The sequence below is a fragment of the Micromonospora sp. NPDC005215 genome (assembly GCF_040607915.1).
Classification (GTDB): domain Bacteria; phylum Actinomycetota; class Actinomycetes; order Mycobacteriales; family Micromonosporaceae; genus Micromonospora.
Map to the genome: position 1 here is coordinate 31,289 of NZ_JBEXHQ010000010.1, position 15,576 is coordinate 46,864.

Below are 15,576 nucleotides of genomic sequence, written 5' to 3' on the forward strand. Positions count from 1 at the left end.
CCGGGGCGGGCGGTGAAAATCGCCCGCCCCGGTTCTCGTGGCCGTTGAGCCCGTGGACCTAGTAGTGCGTTGTCAGGTCGGTGTGTCGCCGCGACAGCCACACCCAGGTCGATCCGCGTGCGGGTCCGTAGGCGCTGATTCTCCGGGTTGCGAAAGCCGTGGGCGTCGGCCGGATCGAGCACGGAACCCTCGCTATGAGCAGTCGCAGAACGCGGTCGCCTGGACGATGCCCGCGACTTTCACGGTGACCGTCGGCGTCTCCGCGACGAGTCCGACGGCCTTCGCCATGTCGTCGGACCAGACAATGAGGTCATCGGGTCCGGGCGTCGCCCGGATGGCGGACGTCGTGAGAATCGCCTTGATCTGAAACGTAGCATTGACGGGCGGCTTTTGAACGTACGCCAGAGCGACCCAGTCTCCACCCGGGACCTCTTTCGTGGAATCCCACTGGACGTAGTACCGCGGCGCGTCTCCGGGGCAGCATTCGCGCGCGATCAACACATACGAATGCAGCCCGGTCGCAGCGCGCGTCCTGCCGCGCACCTCGATGGCGCAGGCGTCTTTCACGCACTCCACGGTTGCGCCACCTGTTGACGTTGGCGTGAGGATCATGACAGGCGGTGGAGGGCTGGGCGACGGCGCCGACGCCGGGGGCGCGGACGCCGGGAGGCGGTCGGACTCGGCAGACCTGTCCGACAGAAGATTCGGCAGGCCGACGGCGAGCGCCACGATCACCCCGGCAGCGGTAGAGACTCCGACCACGGCTTCCCACAGCCGCGACGGAGAGCGGGGTTGCCGCCCTTCGCCACCTCCTATGGCCGGGGGCGACGCGTCTTTGTCGGAGACATCATCTGAGCTGCCAGGTGGAGTACTCTCCTGGGCCTCTTCCTCGTTCACCCCATATCCCCCCACACCATCTCAACGGTCGTCGCCAGAATATCGTGAATTCCACTATCGGCGATGGGGTCAATTGTTGGCTCGTCGAAGTGGAGCAGGGTTCGTGGCTGAAGCCGACCCGAGTGTGAAGGGTTCTGTGGCCCATCGTGGTCATCTGAGTGTCTGGGTCGGATAGTCACAGATAAACAGCTGCGGGCATGGTCGACGATACGACTCGGCTGCTGGGCCGCTGGCACTGCCCGACGACCCTCCGCCGCCACCGTGGGCACCTCAACCCGCGCAACGTCGAAAAGCCCTTATGACGGACGGCCTAGGATTCCGCGGGCACCCCTGCCTCGAGTTGACCGATCATCGGTGCGAGCAGGTCGTTGAGCTCCCGAGCCAGCACCACGGTGGCTCGGCGGGCCGTGGTCGCGACGTCGTCATCCGGGCCCGGCGGGGCCGGCGGCAGATCGTCGAGCGGCACGGGCGCCTCGACCTGGAGCATCGCCCGCAGGTGCGGGCTGCGCGTCTGATCCTGCTCCGTCGGGGTCGTGTACTGGCCGAACAGCTGGGGCCAGTCTCGCCAGCCGCGGTCGCGCTGCCACTGTCTGGTCCAGGTGAGTTCGGCCGGCCAGCGGGAGATCACTGTCACCGCGCCGACCATGCTGCCGTCCCACGGGCTTCTCGCGCAGGTCGCCGAGACGATGCGCCGATGCCAGCGGACGAAGCCGGGCGACAGCTCGATGGCGACCCGCCAGGCTGTCGCCGCGAACCCGACCGGCGAGATGTCCCCCCAGCTGTCGGCGAAGTCGTCGATCCGCCTGTACACCTCGGCCTCGTACCGGCCGCGTCCGTCGCTGCCGTGCTCGCGGTCGAACTGTTCGTCCAGCCAGAAGGCCCGTGGTTCCGGCATGCTAGTCCCCGTTTCCCGACGATGATGTCCAGCACCTCGAACCTATGCCAGGTGCCGGCGCGGAGGGTCCCCTCGCCGCCCCTACCCCACCAGGATGCAGAACGGGTGACCCGCCGGGTCGGCGTACACGCGCAGCGGTTCGACGGGATCCTCGACGCGGTCGTAGCGCAGCCGGCCACCGAGGCGCAGGACGCGAACGTGTTGGACCAACAGCTCCTCGACGGACTCGACGGTGAGGTCGAGGTGCAGTTGCGCAGGCACGTCGTCGCTCGGCCAGGTCGCCTCCGGTAGGTGATCCACCTGCCGGAACGCGAGCTGGGCGCCGCCGTCGGGGGACCTCAGCACCAGCCAGTCACGTCCACGCTCGTCGTCCTGACCGGCCGCCGAGGGCTCGTCGCCGGGCCGGTAGACGTAGCCGAGCAGGTGGCGGTAGAACTCTGCCAACACCCGCGCGTCGGTGCCGTCCAGCACCACCGAACCCAGTCGGGGGACGCTCTCCTGATCAGCCATCCTCGATCCACCTCCGGCTGCCCATTGTCGCCGCACCTCGCTCCGGTCGCACCTCGCGCCCCGCGTCCACACCGGTGCGTCGCGCAGTCAGGCACCCGTCAGGTAACGCAAGCGACACGACCACTACGGATCGAAGGGGGCCACCTGGCGTGGGCGGCGCGACGGCGGAGCGGACCGCCTCCGGGAGGTCTCGTGCGCAGGAACATCGGAATCGCCTCGTTGGGCATCATGCTGCTGGCCAGTGTCACCGTCGCGCAGGCCCCGGCCCGGGCCGGCACCACCGCGGCGCGCGGATCCGCGACGGTGGCCGCAGGGCGCGCCACCATCAACGGACGGCCGTCGACCGACGCGGCCACCGCGGCGTTGGCGGGCAACGCCTACTGGACGCCTGGGCGTATGCGGGCGGCACGACCCGCTCCCATGCCGGACGGGGTCGACGCCCCCGACGGGAGGTTGCCGACCGGGCGGTGAACGCCCCACCCGGGGTAGGGCCGGTCTTCTTCACCCACAACGACGAGGACTTCTTCTGCTCCGGCGCGACCATCAACAACCCGCAGGCGAACCTGGTGTCCACCGCCGGGCACTGTTTGCATCCCGGTGACGGCGGGTCCGTCTGGTTCGACAATTGGGCGTACGCGTCGGAGTTCACCAACGGCGTGGCATCGCACGGCCTCTGGTTCGCCAAGGAGTTCACCTCTGTCGAGGGGTGGGTCGACTGAAGTTACCTCTGGTGGGACTTCGCGTTCGTCAGCATGCACCCGCTCAACGGCAACCGGCTCGTGCACGTCACCGGCGGGCAGTGGCTCAGCGTCAACAAGTCCGAGTCCCTGCTGGCGATGCTGCTCGGCTACCCGGCGGAGCCACCGTTCGACGGCAAGTCGCAGTTCTTCGCCCAGGGCAACATCAAGGCCACCGGGGTGCAGCGGGGCAAGTTGACGGACTGCCCGCTCAACCGTGGTGCCAGCGGGGGGGCCCTTCCTGCGGGCCTGGAACAACAACCTGCGGTTCGGATACGTCAACTCGGTGATGTCGTACACGTTCGCCGGCAACATGTACGGCCCGGCCCCTACTTCGACGACGACGTCCTGGACATCTACAACGTGGCGAAGAACAAGCAGTGACCGGCCCGGCGGTGGTCGTGGGTTGACAAGGGCAGGGCTCCGGAATGGACGATGTGCCGTGCGGATTCTCGTGGTGGGTGGCAGTGGCCTGATCGGCGCTCATGTCGTGGACGTGCTGCGCGAGCGCGGCCATGCCACCACCACTGTGGCGCGGACCGCCCAGCCGGGGGTCGATCACCGGCTCGATGTCGGGTCCGCCTCGATCGACGAGCTGCGGTCGTTGCTCGCCGGCCACGACGGTGTCGTGTACGCCACCCGCACCGACGAGCAGCGGCCGCTGCCCAAGCCGATCTACCCGGCGTTCCGCCGCGACAACGTCGAACCGGTGGTACGCCTGTGCACCGCCGCCCGCCTGGAGGGTCTCACCCGCGCGGTCGTGCTGGGGTCGTACTACACCTATTTCGACAGGCTGCATCCGCAGTGGCGGCTCGCCGAGCGGCACACGTACATCCGGTGCCGCATCGAGCAGGCCCGGGAGGGGCGGGCAGCAGCCGGTCCGGACCTGCCGGTCGCCGTCCTCGAACTGCCCTTCGTCTTCGGTCGGGCCGGTGACCGGCTGCCGAACTGGGCCGGGCCGCTGGACCGGTGGGCGCGGTCGCGTACCCCGCTGGTCGCGCCGACCGGCGGGAGCGCCGCGGCCTCGGCGCGCAGCGTGGCCGAGGTCGCGGCGGACGCTCTGGAGCAGGCCAGCGGCGCGGACATTCCGGTCGCCGACGAGAACCTCACCTGGCCCGACATGATCGGGCGCATCGCGGAGGCGGTCGGCCGACGCCGCCGGGTCACCCGACTGCCGGCCGGCGCGGCAAGGGCCGCCCTGCGACTCGGCGGCGCGTTGCAGGGCCTCGGGGGCAAGGAGTCCGGCATCAACCCCACCTACCTCGCCGAACTGCTGCTCACCGACCTGTTCGTCGAGCCGACGACCGGCCGGCCACTGGACTCCGCGCTGCGCGAGACCTTCCCCGCCTAGCTAGCTTCCGGATGCCGGTGGTCGCGCGAGGTACGCCGTCTTGGCGTCGGCCGAGAACCCGCAGGCGCGGTAGAAGGCGTGCGTCGCGGGGTTGCGCGACCCGGTCATCAGCATCGCCTTGTAGCAGCCCGCGTCCCAGGCCGCCTGGAGTGTGCCGGCCATGATCTGCCGGCCGAGCCCGGTGCCGCGCCGCGATTCGTCGACGACCACGTTCTCGATGACCGCGTAGGGCGATGCGGACCGGCTGATGTTGGGGATCAGGTTGAGGTACGTTGTGGCGACGACGACCCCGTCCAGTTCGAGGACGAACAGACGCAGCCCTGGTGTGCCCATGATCTGCTGGAAGGCCGCCTCGTCGGAGCCGTCGTCGAGCACCGGATCGTCCGGGTTCAGTTGCCGGTAGAGGCGGATGATCTGCGCGAAGTCATCAGGCCGGGCCGCACGGAACATGCCCTGAGCGTAACCAGGAAGCCAGGCGCTGCCTCCGCGCGGCCTGCGCCGCTAACGGTAGCCGCGTCTCACACCGCGACACACCATGGTGACCGTCGACGGGGGCACCCTGGTCGCCTGAGCCCGTCCGCCGACAGGGCAGTCTGTCAGCGGCGGCGGGGTCTGGACGTGTGGCAGGGTGTGGCGGTGCATCACGTCGACATCCGTGCCGCCACCGCGACCGATCACCCGTTCCTGGTCGACATGCTGATGGAGGCCGTGAACTGGCTGCCGGAACGCAACTGGTCTCGCGAGCGGATCCTGGCTGACCGCGCGCTGGCGCACTATGTCACCGGGTGGATGCGGCCCGACGACATCGGGGTGGTCGCGGTGGAGCCGGTCGGTCAGCCGGTCGGCGCGGCCTGGTTGCGGCACCTGAGCGCCGCTGATCCGGGTTACGGGTATGTGAGCGACGAAGTGCCGGAGCTGACCATCGGCGTGGTGGAGTCGTGGCGCAGCCGGGGTGTGGGCCGGATGCTGCTGCGCGCCGTCCTGGACGCCGCGCGCGCACGCGGCATCCATCGGGTGTCGCTGAGCGTGGAGCGGGCGAACTTCGCCGCGGGGTTCTACGCCGCCGAAGGGTTCCGCACAGTCGAGTCGTTCGAGAACGCGGACACGATGATCGCCGAAATGCGGGCCTGACCCGCGCTGCGCTGGCCCTCAACTGAGCTGTTCGGCCAGTCCGACGATGATGCCCTCCGGGCCGCGGACATAGCAGAGCCGGTAGATGTTCTCGTACTGCGTCAGCTCACCGACGAGTTCGGCCCCATGCGTACGCAGGCGGGCGATGACGTCCTCGACGTCGTCGACGGCGAACATGATGCGACGAATGCCCAGCGTGTTCGCCGGGGCGTCCTTCGGCTCGGCCCTGATCGCCTCCGGCGTGTGGAACATCGCCAGCTCGACCTTGCCGTGGCCGTCCGGCGTCCGCAGCATCGCGACCTCCTGCCGAACGTCATCGATCCCGATTACCTGCTCCACCCACCGCCCCTCGACGGGCCCCCTGCCCTCCACCTCCATGCCGAGTTCGACGAAGAACGCGATGACCGCGTCAAGGTCGTCGACCACGATGAGGACGTTGTCCATCCGCTGGATCGCCATGCTGGAACTCCCTGGGTCTGGTGCGGTGCTGTTGCCGCATCCGCCCCTGGGACGGAGCCGCCCCGCCGTTCTCGACATCCGCATGCGACACCGGATCGCAGGCATTTTCCCACGCACACACCGCGCGGCATCCACCTGTCGTGCGGACCGGCGGTTCATGCCCCGGTTCCGCAGCGACAACGAAGCCCGGCGCCATTCCAGGTTGCCGGGCTTGTCGTGATGGTGGATTAGGCTGCCCGCCACCGCTTCTTGGCATCCGTCGCGGTGGTCGTGCACACCATCGGCTTACCAGTTTTCGTCACCCCACGCGCCCCCTGCTTCGAGCAGAACGAGCCGGGATGCACCGTCGACACCGGAGGCGGTTTCGGTTTCGCGGTGGTCGGCTTCGGCTTCGGCGCCGCCGTCGTCGACTTCGGCTTCGGTGCCGCCGTCGTCGATTTGGGCTTCGGCTTGGTGGTCGTCGGCTTGGCGACCGGACGCGACGTCGGCGTACCAGTGGTGCGCTGCGGACCGGGTGCCGGGCTCAGCGAAGGCGACGGGGTGGCGGACGCCTGGGCACCCGGAGCAGGACTGGCGGTGGCGGTCGCGTTGTCGACAATACGGTCGCCGACAGTCGAAGCGGTCGCAGTAGCTACCGCGACGGATTTCTTGTCGCTGTCATTGTCGGTGAGCGCCCCAATGGTGCCGACGCCGCAGCACAACAAGACGGAAATGGCGGCGGCGATACCGACGGCACCGAGATTCCCGATCTTCTTCTTCGCAGGGTAGGTGGTCACCCCCCGGAGTCTGCGGGAGGGGATTGTGCGCAGACACCACTGAACGGGGACAGTTGGAACCCCAACGACACAAGGGGCGGGCTACCGCAGGATCACGGTCGTAGCCCGATTGTCGACGTCCACCGGCTGGCCGTACCAGAAATTCCGGGAATCAGCAGACCGTGTGCGCCGAAATGGTCTAACGCATTGGCCACTCGCGGTGGCGGCGCGGTGGCGGTTGGCCGTGATTCGCGGCGCACTGTGCCCGTACACGCACGACCTCACGCGAGCGGTGCCGCCGTCTTCCATGGAAACTGGTGGTCAGGCTCGTCGCGGTGCTCCAGAACGCCCGCCTTCACCAACGCGTGCAGCATCTCGAAGAGCGCCTCACCGACCGGAATGTCCGACCAGAAAACCCACTTGACCTGCAAAAACGTGCGATCCGTGAACAGGCCCACCGTCCTGCCCAACTCATACTGGGCGCCGTCCACGTCCGTCCACTCAGCGAGAGCCGGCGGTGCTGACGAGTAATTCCTAACCCTGGCTCGGGCTGTGGACGCAGCCGGCGGCCGGCGGTAACCGTCGGTCACCTCGGTGGGGGCGGATGCGGTAGTGAGCGGTATACCTCTGAGTCATATTCATACCTCAGAGGTATACCGCTCAACAGCACATCACATGGTCGGCCAGCCACAGCGGTTGGCGAGCGCCCTTCGCTGCGCCCGCAGCCCCGTCCTGAGTCAGGACTTACTCGTCTAGACGAGTAAGTCCTGACGGCCCCGGGGCTGTGGGCATAGACGAAGGGTGTTGATGATCCGTTTGTGACGACAGACCTCAACACCCTTCTGACCGCACTGTACGTGAAGATCGATGACTGGCTCGGGCGTCCTCGCCGGACCGGTAGGCCACCAAAGCTGTCCGACGCGAAGTTGCTGACCCTGGCTGTCGCGCAGGCGCTGCTCGGGGTGCGTTCCGAGGCCCGTTGGCTGCGGTTCGTCCCCGGGCATCTGCCCGGGGCGTGCCCGTACCTGCCCGGGCAGTCCGGTTACAACAAGCGATTGCGGGCGGCGTTGCCGCTACTCAAGCGTGCCATCCGGGTGGTCGCTGCGGACACCGACCTGTGGTCCGATCCGACCTGGGTCATCGACTCGACACCGGTGGAATGCGGCCGGTCCAGGCCGACGGTGAAACGCTCGGATCTGGCGGGGTGGGCCGGGACGGGTACTGCGCCTCGCACTCGAGGTTTTGGGGCCTGCGCCCGCATCTCGTCTGCACCCCGTCCGGTCTGCCGATCGCCTGGGCGCTCGCGACGCCGAAGCTCGACGAGCGGCAGGTGCTGACCGCGGTCCTCGAACATGACCCGGACCTTGTCACCGACCGTCCGGGCCTGCTGATCGTGGCGGACAAGGGATACGTCTTCGCCGAGTTGGACCGGTGGCTGGCCGAACGTGGGGTGCGGTTGCTGCGACCGTCGTATCGCAACCGCACCCCACGCCCCGGACGAGCACTTGCTGAAGCCGGTCCGCCAGCTCATCGAGTCGGCGAACGACACGTTGAAGGGCCAACGCGACCTTGAGTTACACGGCGGTCGAACTATCGAAGGGGTAGCCGCCCGGGTCGCCCAGCGACTCCTCGCGATGACCGCCGCCATCTGGCACAACCGGACCACCGGCCAACCCGTGACGAGGTCCCTGATCGCCTACGACCACTGACCCGACTTCGGACTCACTCGTCTAGGCCCATGGCCACGGATCCTCGCATGCGAACAGGGCCAGCCCCAGCAGCGCGACGGCACAAGCCACGGATAACGACTGTGGCCGCGCCACCCGATACGGCAGGATCCTCGTCCGTGACACTCGTCCTGCCACCGCGACTGACCGCGTCCGCCCAGCGGTTGCGCGATGCCGCCCATCGACGAGGGCTGCCCACTGTGCAGCTCGCCACCTTCGAGGTGCCCGCCGGTCTGCAGGCCGACCACCTGCACGCCGGGCCGACCTTCGCCGACGCCGTCGCCCCACTGCTCGGGATCGCCCCGCTGGAGGCCCCACACGACTGGCTCGCTGGACTGCCCCGGGACTTCACGCACCGGGAGATCACAGTGGTCACGATCGGCGAGGCGTACGAACTCCGTCGACCCGCATTCGTCAAGTCACCGAACGACAAGACCATCCGGGCCATGATCTATACGGACGGCTCCCGCCTGCCGGGTCCCGATGCCGTCGACCGACAGACTCCCGTCCTCGTCAGCGACATCGTCGACTTTGCCGCCGAGTACCGGCTGCACCTGCTCGACGGCGCGGTCCATGCCGGCAGTCAGTACGCCGAGCAGGGGAGGCTGCGCCTCGGCCCCGCAACAGCCGACGCGCTCGCTTTCGGCGCTGACCTGTTGGCCGGATTCGGTCACACGCTTCCCACCGCCATCGTCGTGGATGTGGGGGTCATCGACGGCCACTGGGCCGTGATCGAGCCAAACGCGGCCTGGGCCAGCGGAGCCTACCAAGCCGACCCTGACCTGGTGCTCGACGTCGTCCTGCGCGCCGCCGGCCCTCGGACCACAGTCAGTGACCACGATCGCCAGTTCATCCGGCCACCACAGCCGTCTCCGTAGACCGTTGCCTCATCCTGCCCAGACCGGCGACGAAGGCCCACCACGGTCCGATATGGCGCCGACGACGGCACCCCGCCGGGCCACCGTCCAGCACCACCGGCCCCATCCAGGCCCGCACCCCGGTCGAGGTCGACCGGCTCGTCAACGCGGTGCAGGTCAGCGTAGCCACACAAATCAGCGGCGTTCAGCCCGAGCACCAATCCGGGCACGCTGAGCACGTGTGGGAGGCAACCCACGGACACCTGCCGGCAGGACCGCCGGCATGTTGACTCCTGCCGGGCGTCCTGCCTGTCTCCCGGTAGCGGACGTTGCTTGACTCAGCGGCATGACATCAATACGGAAAGCGATCACCCGTACGGTGGTCGTCGGGGCACTGGTCGGCGCGACGGCGCTCACCGGTCCCACCTCCGCGTACGCGGAGTCCGGCCAACCGGGGGCAGCCGGGGCCGCCAAGTCCCTCCTCGACATCATCCCGGCACAGACCCTGGACCAGATGGTCGCCCAGGCCCCACTTGTCGACGCGGCCAATGTCATCCGTACCGCGGTGGATCGCGGTCCGGCACGCGGCTATGCCGGCATCGGCCTGGTCGACGACCACGTCACCCTGTGGTGGAAGGGTGCGCCGCCCACCGACATCGCCGCAGCCGTCACCGCCGCCCGCCGCACCGCGCCGGTCGAGGTGGCCAACGCCACCTACTCCCGCGCCGAACTGCGCAAGGCGGCCGCCAGACTCACACCGGTGGTGGAAGCCGACCCGGCGGACGCCAGCCACTCGGTCAGGCTGCGCACAGACGGTACCGGCATCGAGATCGCCGTCGACCACACCGCGGGCGCCAAGCTGCCGAAGCTACCGGTCACCGGCGTCCGTACCAGCTTCGTCGAACGCGACCGGATGGTCGAACGGTCACGGGCCAACGACTCCGCGCCGTTCGACGGCGGGGCGGGCATCGGGTTCACCACGCCCGGGTGTACCGCAGGCTTCGGCGTCCGCAACGCGGACACCAACGCCGGTTACATCCTCACCGCCGAACACTGCGGAGCCATCGGCTCGCCCTGGCACGTCGGCTGGAACACCACCACCGGCACCGGCACCCTGGTCGGCTACGCGGTCGACAGCAATGACGACCACGACACGATGATCATTTCGACGTCGACGCCCGGCGGTCACCTCTACGTCGGCGGTCAGCATGACGAGGTCCGCGCCCAGGTGGTCGGCTGGACCGAGGTCTTCCCCGGCCAACTGCTGTGCCAGTCCGGGTACACCTCCGCGGGTGAGATCGGCGGTCCGGTCTGCAACCTGCGGGTCGATTACCACTACGACGACATTGAGGACCTCGTCGAGGCCACCCAGCTCGACGGCGACGAGTCCGCACGGGGCGGCGACAGTGGCGGCCCGGTCTACGCCGTCAACGCCAACGGCACCGTGCTCGCCGCCGGCACCACCACCCGATCGGCCGGTCCGGGCTTCGGGTTCCAGGACTTCGCCACCGCCCGCGACGACTACGGCAACCTCGTGCCGGCGACGCCGATCGCCAGCACCTGCCGGGTCTCCTTCGTCGTCACCAACTCGTGGGGCACCGGCTACAGCGCCAGCGTCACCGTCTACAACGACGGCCCGGCCACCAACGGCTGGTCGCTGGGCTTTGCCTTCCCGGGTGGACAACTCGTTCAGGGCCACTGGAACGGCGTCTTCCAGCAGGCCGGCTCGGCGGTGACCGTCACCAACGAGAACCACAACGCCACCATCCCGACCGGCGGCGCCGTCAACTTCGGCTTCACCGCGAACGGCTCGCCCGCCACCCCGGCACCGTTCACCCTCAACGGCACCACCTGCAACTGACCCCTGTCCCTGCACGCCGGGCCCCGCCGCATCGTCGGCGGGGCCCGGTGCGTGTCCGGGATCAGGACTCGGCCAGTTCGCGTCGCAGGGTGGCGCGCAGGGTCCGCACCTCCGGGGCGTCCAGTTCGCCGCACCGGTCGAGCGCCCGCTGGCGCAGCAGGCGGGCGTCGGCGGCCCGGCCTGGAGCCGAGCCGGCCAGCGCCGCGAGCGCGGACAGAGTCTGCGCCTCCCACCACGGGCAGGACAGCGCGGCATACAGGGCCAGCGCCGCCCGCAGCGCCTCGGCCGCCGCGGCGACCTCGCCCAACGCCTGAAGCGCGAGCCCGTAGCGATGGATGGCGATGGCCTCGCTGAACGTCGCGCCGCACAGGTTGAACACCCGCCGGGCGCGGGCGTACTCGTCAGCGGCGTTCCGCCAACGGCCCATCCCGGCCAGATCCGCGCCGAGACTCATCATCGCGCCGGCCCGGGCCACCGCCGCGCCGGTACGGCTGAGACCGTTGCCCTGGACGTAGAACGCCAGCACGTCGCGGTGCAACTCGGCCGCTTCGGAGAACCGGCCGAGCGCGGCCAGCGCTCCGCCCAGCGCGCTCGCCGCGCTGTGCTCGCCGAGGGCGTACCCGATCTCGCGGAACAGGCCCACGGCCCGGCGGCAATGGTCGATGGCCGGCCCGCCGCGGCCGATCCGGATAAGGATGGCGGCGGTGTAGGTCAGCGCCCACGCCTCCTCCCGGCGGTCCTCGATCCGCCGGGCCAGTTCCAGCGCCCGGGCCAGGGCGGCCAGCCCGTCGGTGTTGCGGTCCCGGCAGAAGTACCGGGCCCAGCCCAGGAAGTTCAGCAGTACGGCCTCGTCGCGGGGGCTGCCGGCGGCCCGGGCCGCGGCCACTCCCAGCGAGAAGATCTCGTCCCAGGAGTGCCGGTGACTGTTGGCGTCCGAGTACCAGTGCAGAGCCCTGGTGACCGCGACCACGTCGGCGTGCCGACCGCGCCGGGCCGCGTCGCGCAGCGCCGCCAGCCAGTTGCCGGACTCCCGATCCAACCAGTACGCCGCCGTCCGATCGTCGTCGAACGGGGAGTCGACCCGACAGGCGACCGGTTCGAACATCAAGCCGGCCTGCCGGGTACGCCGCAGCAGCCAGCCGACCATCTGATCGTGCGCCGCCGTCCGGCAGGCCTGTTGTTCCTCGGCGTCGAGGCGTTCCTGGGCGTAGAGCCGGACCAGGTCGTGGAACTGGTACCGGTCCCCCACGGTCAGAAGGACACCGGCCTCGACCAACTCCTCCAGGGCCGCCGCCGCGGTCTCCTCGCCGGTGCCGGCCACGGCGGCGACCAGCGCGGGTTCGAAGTCGGTGCCGGGAATCAGCGAGGCCCGCCGGAACACTCGCGCGGTCATCGGGTCCAGTTGCCGGTAGGAGACCTCGAACGCGGATCGGACGTCCAGGTCTCCAGCGGTCAGCACGGTCAGCCGCCGACGCTGGTCGCGGAGCAGATCCACCAGCCAACCGACCGACCATTGCGGTCGGCTGGCCAGGCGGTTGCCGGCGATGCGGACGGCCAGCGGCAGCCGGCCGCAGAGTTTGACGAGTTGGTCGGCCGCGACCGGCTCGGCGGCGATCCGGTCGGCACCGACGATCGCCGCGAGCAGCAGTCGACCGGCTGCCGGGGCGAGCACGTCGAGCGGCAGGCGGACCGCACCGGCAAGACCCGTCAGTGGACGCCGGCAGGTGACCAGCGCGAGGCATCCCCGCCCGGCCGGCAGCAGTGGGCGTACCTGTGCCTCGCTTGCGGCGTTGTCCAGGACCACCAGCAGCGGCCGGTCCCGGGTGAGGGTGCGGAACAGACCACCCCGCTCGGCCGGCGACACCGGCACCCGGCTGTCCGGCACCCCGAGCGACCGCAGCAATCCGGCCAGCGCCTCGGCCGGGTCGACCGGGCCGTCTGGCGAGGCGCCCTGCAGGTCGACGAAGAGCTGTCCGCCGGCGAAGGCCGGGCTGAGTCGATGTCCAGCGGCGACGGCGAGGCTGGTCTTGCCGATCCCCGGCGGCCCGTGCAGCACCACCACCGAGGCGGTGTCCGGCCGCCCCGCGGTGACGTCGGCGGCCAGCGCCGAAAGCCGTTCCAGGATCTCCGCCCGGCCGGCCAGGTCCGGAACGGCGGCGGGCAGTTCCCCGGGTACGACCACCGCCTGGCGGTCGTCCGGCACCTCCGCGAGGTCGTCCGGCACCGCGACGCGGTCGTCCGGCACCGCCGCTCGGTCGTGCGGCTGCCGCTCGACCCGGGCCAGGGCGACGAAACGGTCGCGGTCCGCCCCGGCCAGCCGCAGGGCGTCGGCGAGCAGCACCACCGTCCGCCGTTGCGGGCTGCGCACCCGGCCGCGCTCCATCTCCCGGATGCCGCGGACACTGGAACCGGACGCCTCGGCAAGCTCCTCCTGGGTCAGCCGCCGCTCCAAGCGGAGGGTCCTGAGGAGGCCCCCGAACTGGTCACGCCGCACCTGACTCTTGGGCATGCTCCCCCCACCACCCAACGCCCGTACTTACGTAACGTGCATCGATGCTCGCATGTGCGTGACGAGTTACGGCCCATCGTGCAGCGAGTGTGAGTATCGCCATGGCGAATCCTCGACGAGTCACCGGAATCCAGGTTGGGGCCCAATGCGGTCCGGGCAGGAAAGCAGCCACCGTCGATCCTGGGCGGTTGCGTGGACTGACCGTGCCGCGGCGGTAGCTGCCGGATACCGGGTAGACGCCCAGCAACCTGGTCACGGTCGCCGGGCGCCCGCTGGAAATGAGGAATCATTCCAAGCCGCGCGACGTTTGGGTACGGCTGACGCCTCACGAACGTCGCCTGGTCGGGCAGGTACGTGTCATCGTTAGCGGCCTGCCCGACCTTCTGGGCTCAGCGATGGCGCCTGACCGGTCGAAGGGGGCCGTCAGTCCCGCCTTACCTCCTGCCGTTCCTGTCGCGCAGCCAACGCTCGAATTCGACGGCGACGATCCGCTCGTCGTGCACGCCGGCTGCGTCGTCGGACGCCAGCCAGACGATGGGCGGACCCATCACCGCCGACTCCAAGAATCGCCGTCCCTCGGACACGGTGCCGGGCGGCAACATGCCCGTGACGGTCGCGCCCCCGGGCAGCAGCAGGTTGACGGTGACGCCCGTGTCCCGCAGGTCGGCCGCCATGATCCGGGAAAGCGACTCGCTGCCGGCGCGCGACGGCCCGTAGGGGACGAATCCAGCCCGCTGCATGGTCGATTCACTCACCGAGATGTTGACGATCCGTCCGCCGCCAGCGGCCAGCATCCGCGGCGTCACCTCGCGCGCCACCAGGAAGTAGCCGGTCAGGTTTGTCTCAACCACCGCGCGGAAGCCGTCGGCGGGAACCTCCCAGAATGCCTGCGGGTGCGTCATGAAGCGCGGGTTGACCGTGCGCATGCCGATCCCGGCATTGTTCACCAGCATGTCGATGCCACCGAGCCGCGACCACGCCTGGTCGACCGCCCTTGTTACCGACGACTCGTCTCGCACGTCCAGTTCGATGCCGAACGCCCCGGGAAGTTCACCGGCAACCGAGCTCGCATGCTCGCCGGATCGGCCGGTCAACGCGACCGTCGCTCCCGCGGTGGCCAGGGCGGAGGCCATGGCGAGTCCCAGCCCGCTCGTCCCTCCGGTCACCAACACCTTCATCGGGATACTCCCGTCCCACCAACGGCCAGCCTGCGGTCCTCGACCGCGGTCTTCAACAGTGTTAAAGCACTCATGACCACCACGCTAGGATTTAGAGCGTGCTCCAAGTCAAGCCGCAGCCGGCATCCGGGCTCACTCGCTCTGCCGCCGAGGCAGGTGTGAGCATCGCCGAGGCCGCTCGTCGCACCGGGGTCAGTGCATACACCCTTCGCTACTACGAACGCGCCGGCCTGGTCGTCACCCCTGTCAACCGCACCGCCGGAGGCACACGGCGCTACCACCAGCTGGACCTCGACTGGATCACCGTCTGCACCAGGCTGCGCGCCACCGGCATGCCCATCAAGACCATCCGGCGCTACGCCCAGCTCGTCGCGGCCGGGCGCGGCAACGAGCAGGAACGCCTTGCCCTCATGGAGGCCCACCGTGCCGACGTTAGCGCCAAGCTCGCTGACCTACAGGAAAACCTCAAGATCATCCATCACAAGATCGACGTCTACCGAGGCCGGCTCGCCGCCGGTGACGCCGACCAGCTGTGGGCGCCAACCGCCCACTCATGGATGCCGCGATAGGTTGCCGAGCGTTCAGAGTTCAACCGGCCCTCCGTCTCTGTCAAGGGGCCGCAGGATTTGGCCGTACCACGCGGTGCTCTTGTCTCTTTGACCGGCAGGGCGTAGAGACCGATACCCGGTCCACGCCGCGAGGTCGGCGA

17 protein-coding genes and 1 pseudogene are annotated in these 15,576 nt (G+C 69.5%); 9 read left to right on the forward strand and 9 right to left on the reverse strand.

The genetic code is table 11. The annotated features are described in order from the left end of the window. Nucleotides 1-192: 192 nt before the first annotated feature. The 3 genes from ABZU25_RS10585 to ABZU25_RS10595 form a co-directional block, all read right to left on the reverse strand. Entirely contained in the window at nucleotides 193-735 is a 543-nt protein-coding gene (locus ABZU25_RS10585; protein WP_355029076.1) for a hypothetical protein, read from the reverse strand. Nucleotides 736-1,207: 472 nt separating this feature from the next. Further along, nucleotides 1,208-1,792, reverse strand: coding sequence for a hypothetical protein (locus ABZU25_RS10590; protein WP_355029077.1), 585 nt, complete (start codon nucleotides 1,790-1,792; stop codon nucleotides 1,208-1,210). A gap of 81 nt (nucleotides 1,793-1,873) precedes the next feature. Further along, on the reverse strand, nucleotides 1,874-2,302 hold the full coding sequence (locus tag ABZU25_RS10595) for a VOC family protein (protein ID WP_355029078.1): 429 nt from the start codon (nucleotides 2,300-2,302) through the stop codon (nucleotides 1,874-1,876). A 192-nt stretch (nucleotides 2,303-2,494) separates the two neighbouring features. On the opposite strand from ABZU25_RS10595, the gene ABZU25_RS10600 reads away from it, so the two are divergent. From ABZU25_RS10600 to ABZU25_RS10615, 4 genes are read left to right on the forward strand one after another with little or no spacing between them, the layout of a single operon-like run. Further along, nucleotides 2,495-2,773, forward strand: coding sequence for a hypothetical protein (locus tag ABZU25_RS10600; RefSeq protein WP_355029079.1), 279 nt, complete (start codon nucleotides 2,495-2,497; stop codon nucleotides 2,771-2,773). Next, nucleotides 2,770-3,021: a hypothetical protein gene (locus ABZU25_RS10605; protein WP_355029080.1), complete on the forward strand. Its 252-nt coding sequence runs from the start codon at nucleotides 2,770-2,772 to the stop codon at nucleotides 3,019-3,021. Before ABZU25_RS10600 ends, ABZU25_RS10605 begins: the two co-directional genes overlap by 4 nt. A gap of 33 nt (nucleotides 3,022-3,054) precedes the next feature. Beyond that, nucleotides 3,055-3,423, forward strand: a complete 369-nt coding sequence (locus tag ABZU25_RS10610; protein ID WP_355029081.1) for a hypothetical protein — start codon at nucleotides 3,055-3,057, stop codon at nucleotides 3,421-3,423. A gap of 58 nt (nucleotides 3,424-3,481) precedes the next feature. Then, nucleotides 3,482-4,390, forward strand: a complete 909-nt coding sequence (locus tag ABZU25_RS10615) for an NAD(P)-dependent oxidoreductase (protein ID WP_355029082.1) — start codon at nucleotides 3,482-3,484, stop codon at nucleotides 4,388-4,390. Here the strand turns inward: ABZU25_RS10615 and ABZU25_RS10620 are convergent, their stop codons facing one another. Continuing rightward, entirely contained in the window at nucleotides 4,391-4,840 is a 450-nt protein-coding gene (locus ABZU25_RS10620; RefSeq protein WP_355029083.1) for a GNAT family N-acetyltransferase, read from the reverse strand. Between the two features lie 186 nt (nucleotides 4,841-5,026). On the opposite strand from ABZU25_RS10620, the gene ABZU25_RS10625 reads away from it, so the two are divergent. Next, on the forward strand, nucleotides 5,027-5,521 hold the full coding sequence (locus ABZU25_RS10625) for a GNAT family N-acetyltransferase (RefSeq protein ID WP_355029084.1): 495 nt from the start codon (nucleotides 5,027-5,029) through the stop codon (nucleotides 5,519-5,521). An 18-nt stretch (nucleotides 5,522-5,539) separates the two neighbouring features. Here the strand turns inward: ABZU25_RS10625 and ABZU25_RS10630 are convergent, their stop codons facing one another. The 3 genes from ABZU25_RS10630 to ABZU25_RS10640 form a co-directional block, all read right to left on the reverse strand. Further along, the gene (locus ABZU25_RS10630; protein WP_355029085.1) at nucleotides 5,540-5,980 is read right to left on the reverse strand and encodes a VOC family protein; all 441 of its coding nucleotides are present in this window, start codon (nucleotides 5,978-5,980) and stop codon (nucleotides 5,540-5,542) included. A 227-nt stretch (nucleotides 5,981-6,207) separates the two neighbouring features. Further along, on the reverse strand, nucleotides 6,208-6,756 hold the full coding sequence (locus ABZU25_RS10635; RefSeq protein WP_355029086.1) for a hypothetical protein: 549 nt from the start codon (nucleotides 6,754-6,756) through the stop codon (nucleotides 6,208-6,210). Nucleotides 6,757-7,016: 260 nt separating this feature from the next. Then, nucleotides 7,017-7,226, reverse strand: coding sequence for a hypothetical protein (locus ABZU25_RS10640; RefSeq protein ID WP_355029087.1), 210 nt, complete (start codon nucleotides 7,224-7,226; stop codon nucleotides 7,017-7,019). Nucleotides 7,227-7,553: 327 nt separating this feature from the next. Here ABZU25_RS10640 and ABZU25_RS10645 point away from each other — a divergent pair. The 3 genes and pseudogenes from ABZU25_RS10645 (at nucleotide 7,554) to ABZU25_RS10655 (ending at nucleotide 11,180) form a co-directional block, all read left to right on the forward strand. Then, a pseudogene (locus ABZU25_RS10645) lies at nucleotides 7,554-8,444 on the forward strand (IS982 family transposase). A gap of 137 nt (nucleotides 8,445-8,581) precedes the next feature. Further along, nucleotides 8,582-9,340: an ATP-grasp domain-containing protein gene (locus ABZU25_RS10650; RefSeq protein ID WP_355029088.1), complete on the forward strand. Its 759-nt coding sequence runs from the start codon at nucleotides 8,582-8,584 to the stop codon at nucleotides 9,338-9,340. Between the two features lie 325 nt (nucleotides 9,341-9,665). Then, on the forward strand, nucleotides 9,666-11,180 hold the full coding sequence (locus ABZU25_RS10655; RefSeq protein ID WP_355029089.1) for a cellulose binding domain-containing protein: 1,515 nt from the start codon (nucleotides 9,666-9,668) through the stop codon (nucleotides 11,178-11,180). Between the two features lie 61 nt (nucleotides 11,181-11,241). Here the strand turns inward: ABZU25_RS10655 and ABZU25_RS10660 are convergent, their stop codons facing one another. Together ABZU25_RS10660 and ABZU25_RS10665 are read right to left on the reverse strand one after the other, a co-directional pair. Beyond that, a complete protein-coding gene (locus tag ABZU25_RS10660; protein ID WP_355029090.1) occupies nucleotides 11,242-13,689 on the reverse strand; it encodes a helix-turn-helix domain-containing protein in 2,448 nt (815 codons plus the stop codon). A gap of 434 nt (nucleotides 13,690-14,123) precedes the next feature. Continuing rightward, the gene (locus ABZU25_RS10665) at nucleotides 14,124-14,867 is read right to left on the reverse strand and encodes an SDR family oxidoreductase (RefSeq protein ID WP_355029091.1); all 744 of its coding nucleotides are present in this window, start codon (nucleotides 14,865-14,867) and stop codon (nucleotides 14,124-14,126) included. Between the two features lie 98 nt (nucleotides 14,868-14,965). Here ABZU25_RS10665 and ABZU25_RS10670 point away from each other — a divergent pair, with 98 nt between their 5' ends. Beyond that, the gene (locus tag ABZU25_RS10670) at nucleotides 14,966-15,436 is read left to right on the forward strand and encodes a MerR family transcriptional regulator (RefSeq protein ID WP_355029092.1); all 471 of its coding nucleotides are present in this window, start codon (nucleotides 14,966-14,968) and stop codon (nucleotides 15,434-15,436) included. The last annotated feature ends 140 nt before the right edge of the window (nucleotides 15,437-15,576 follow it).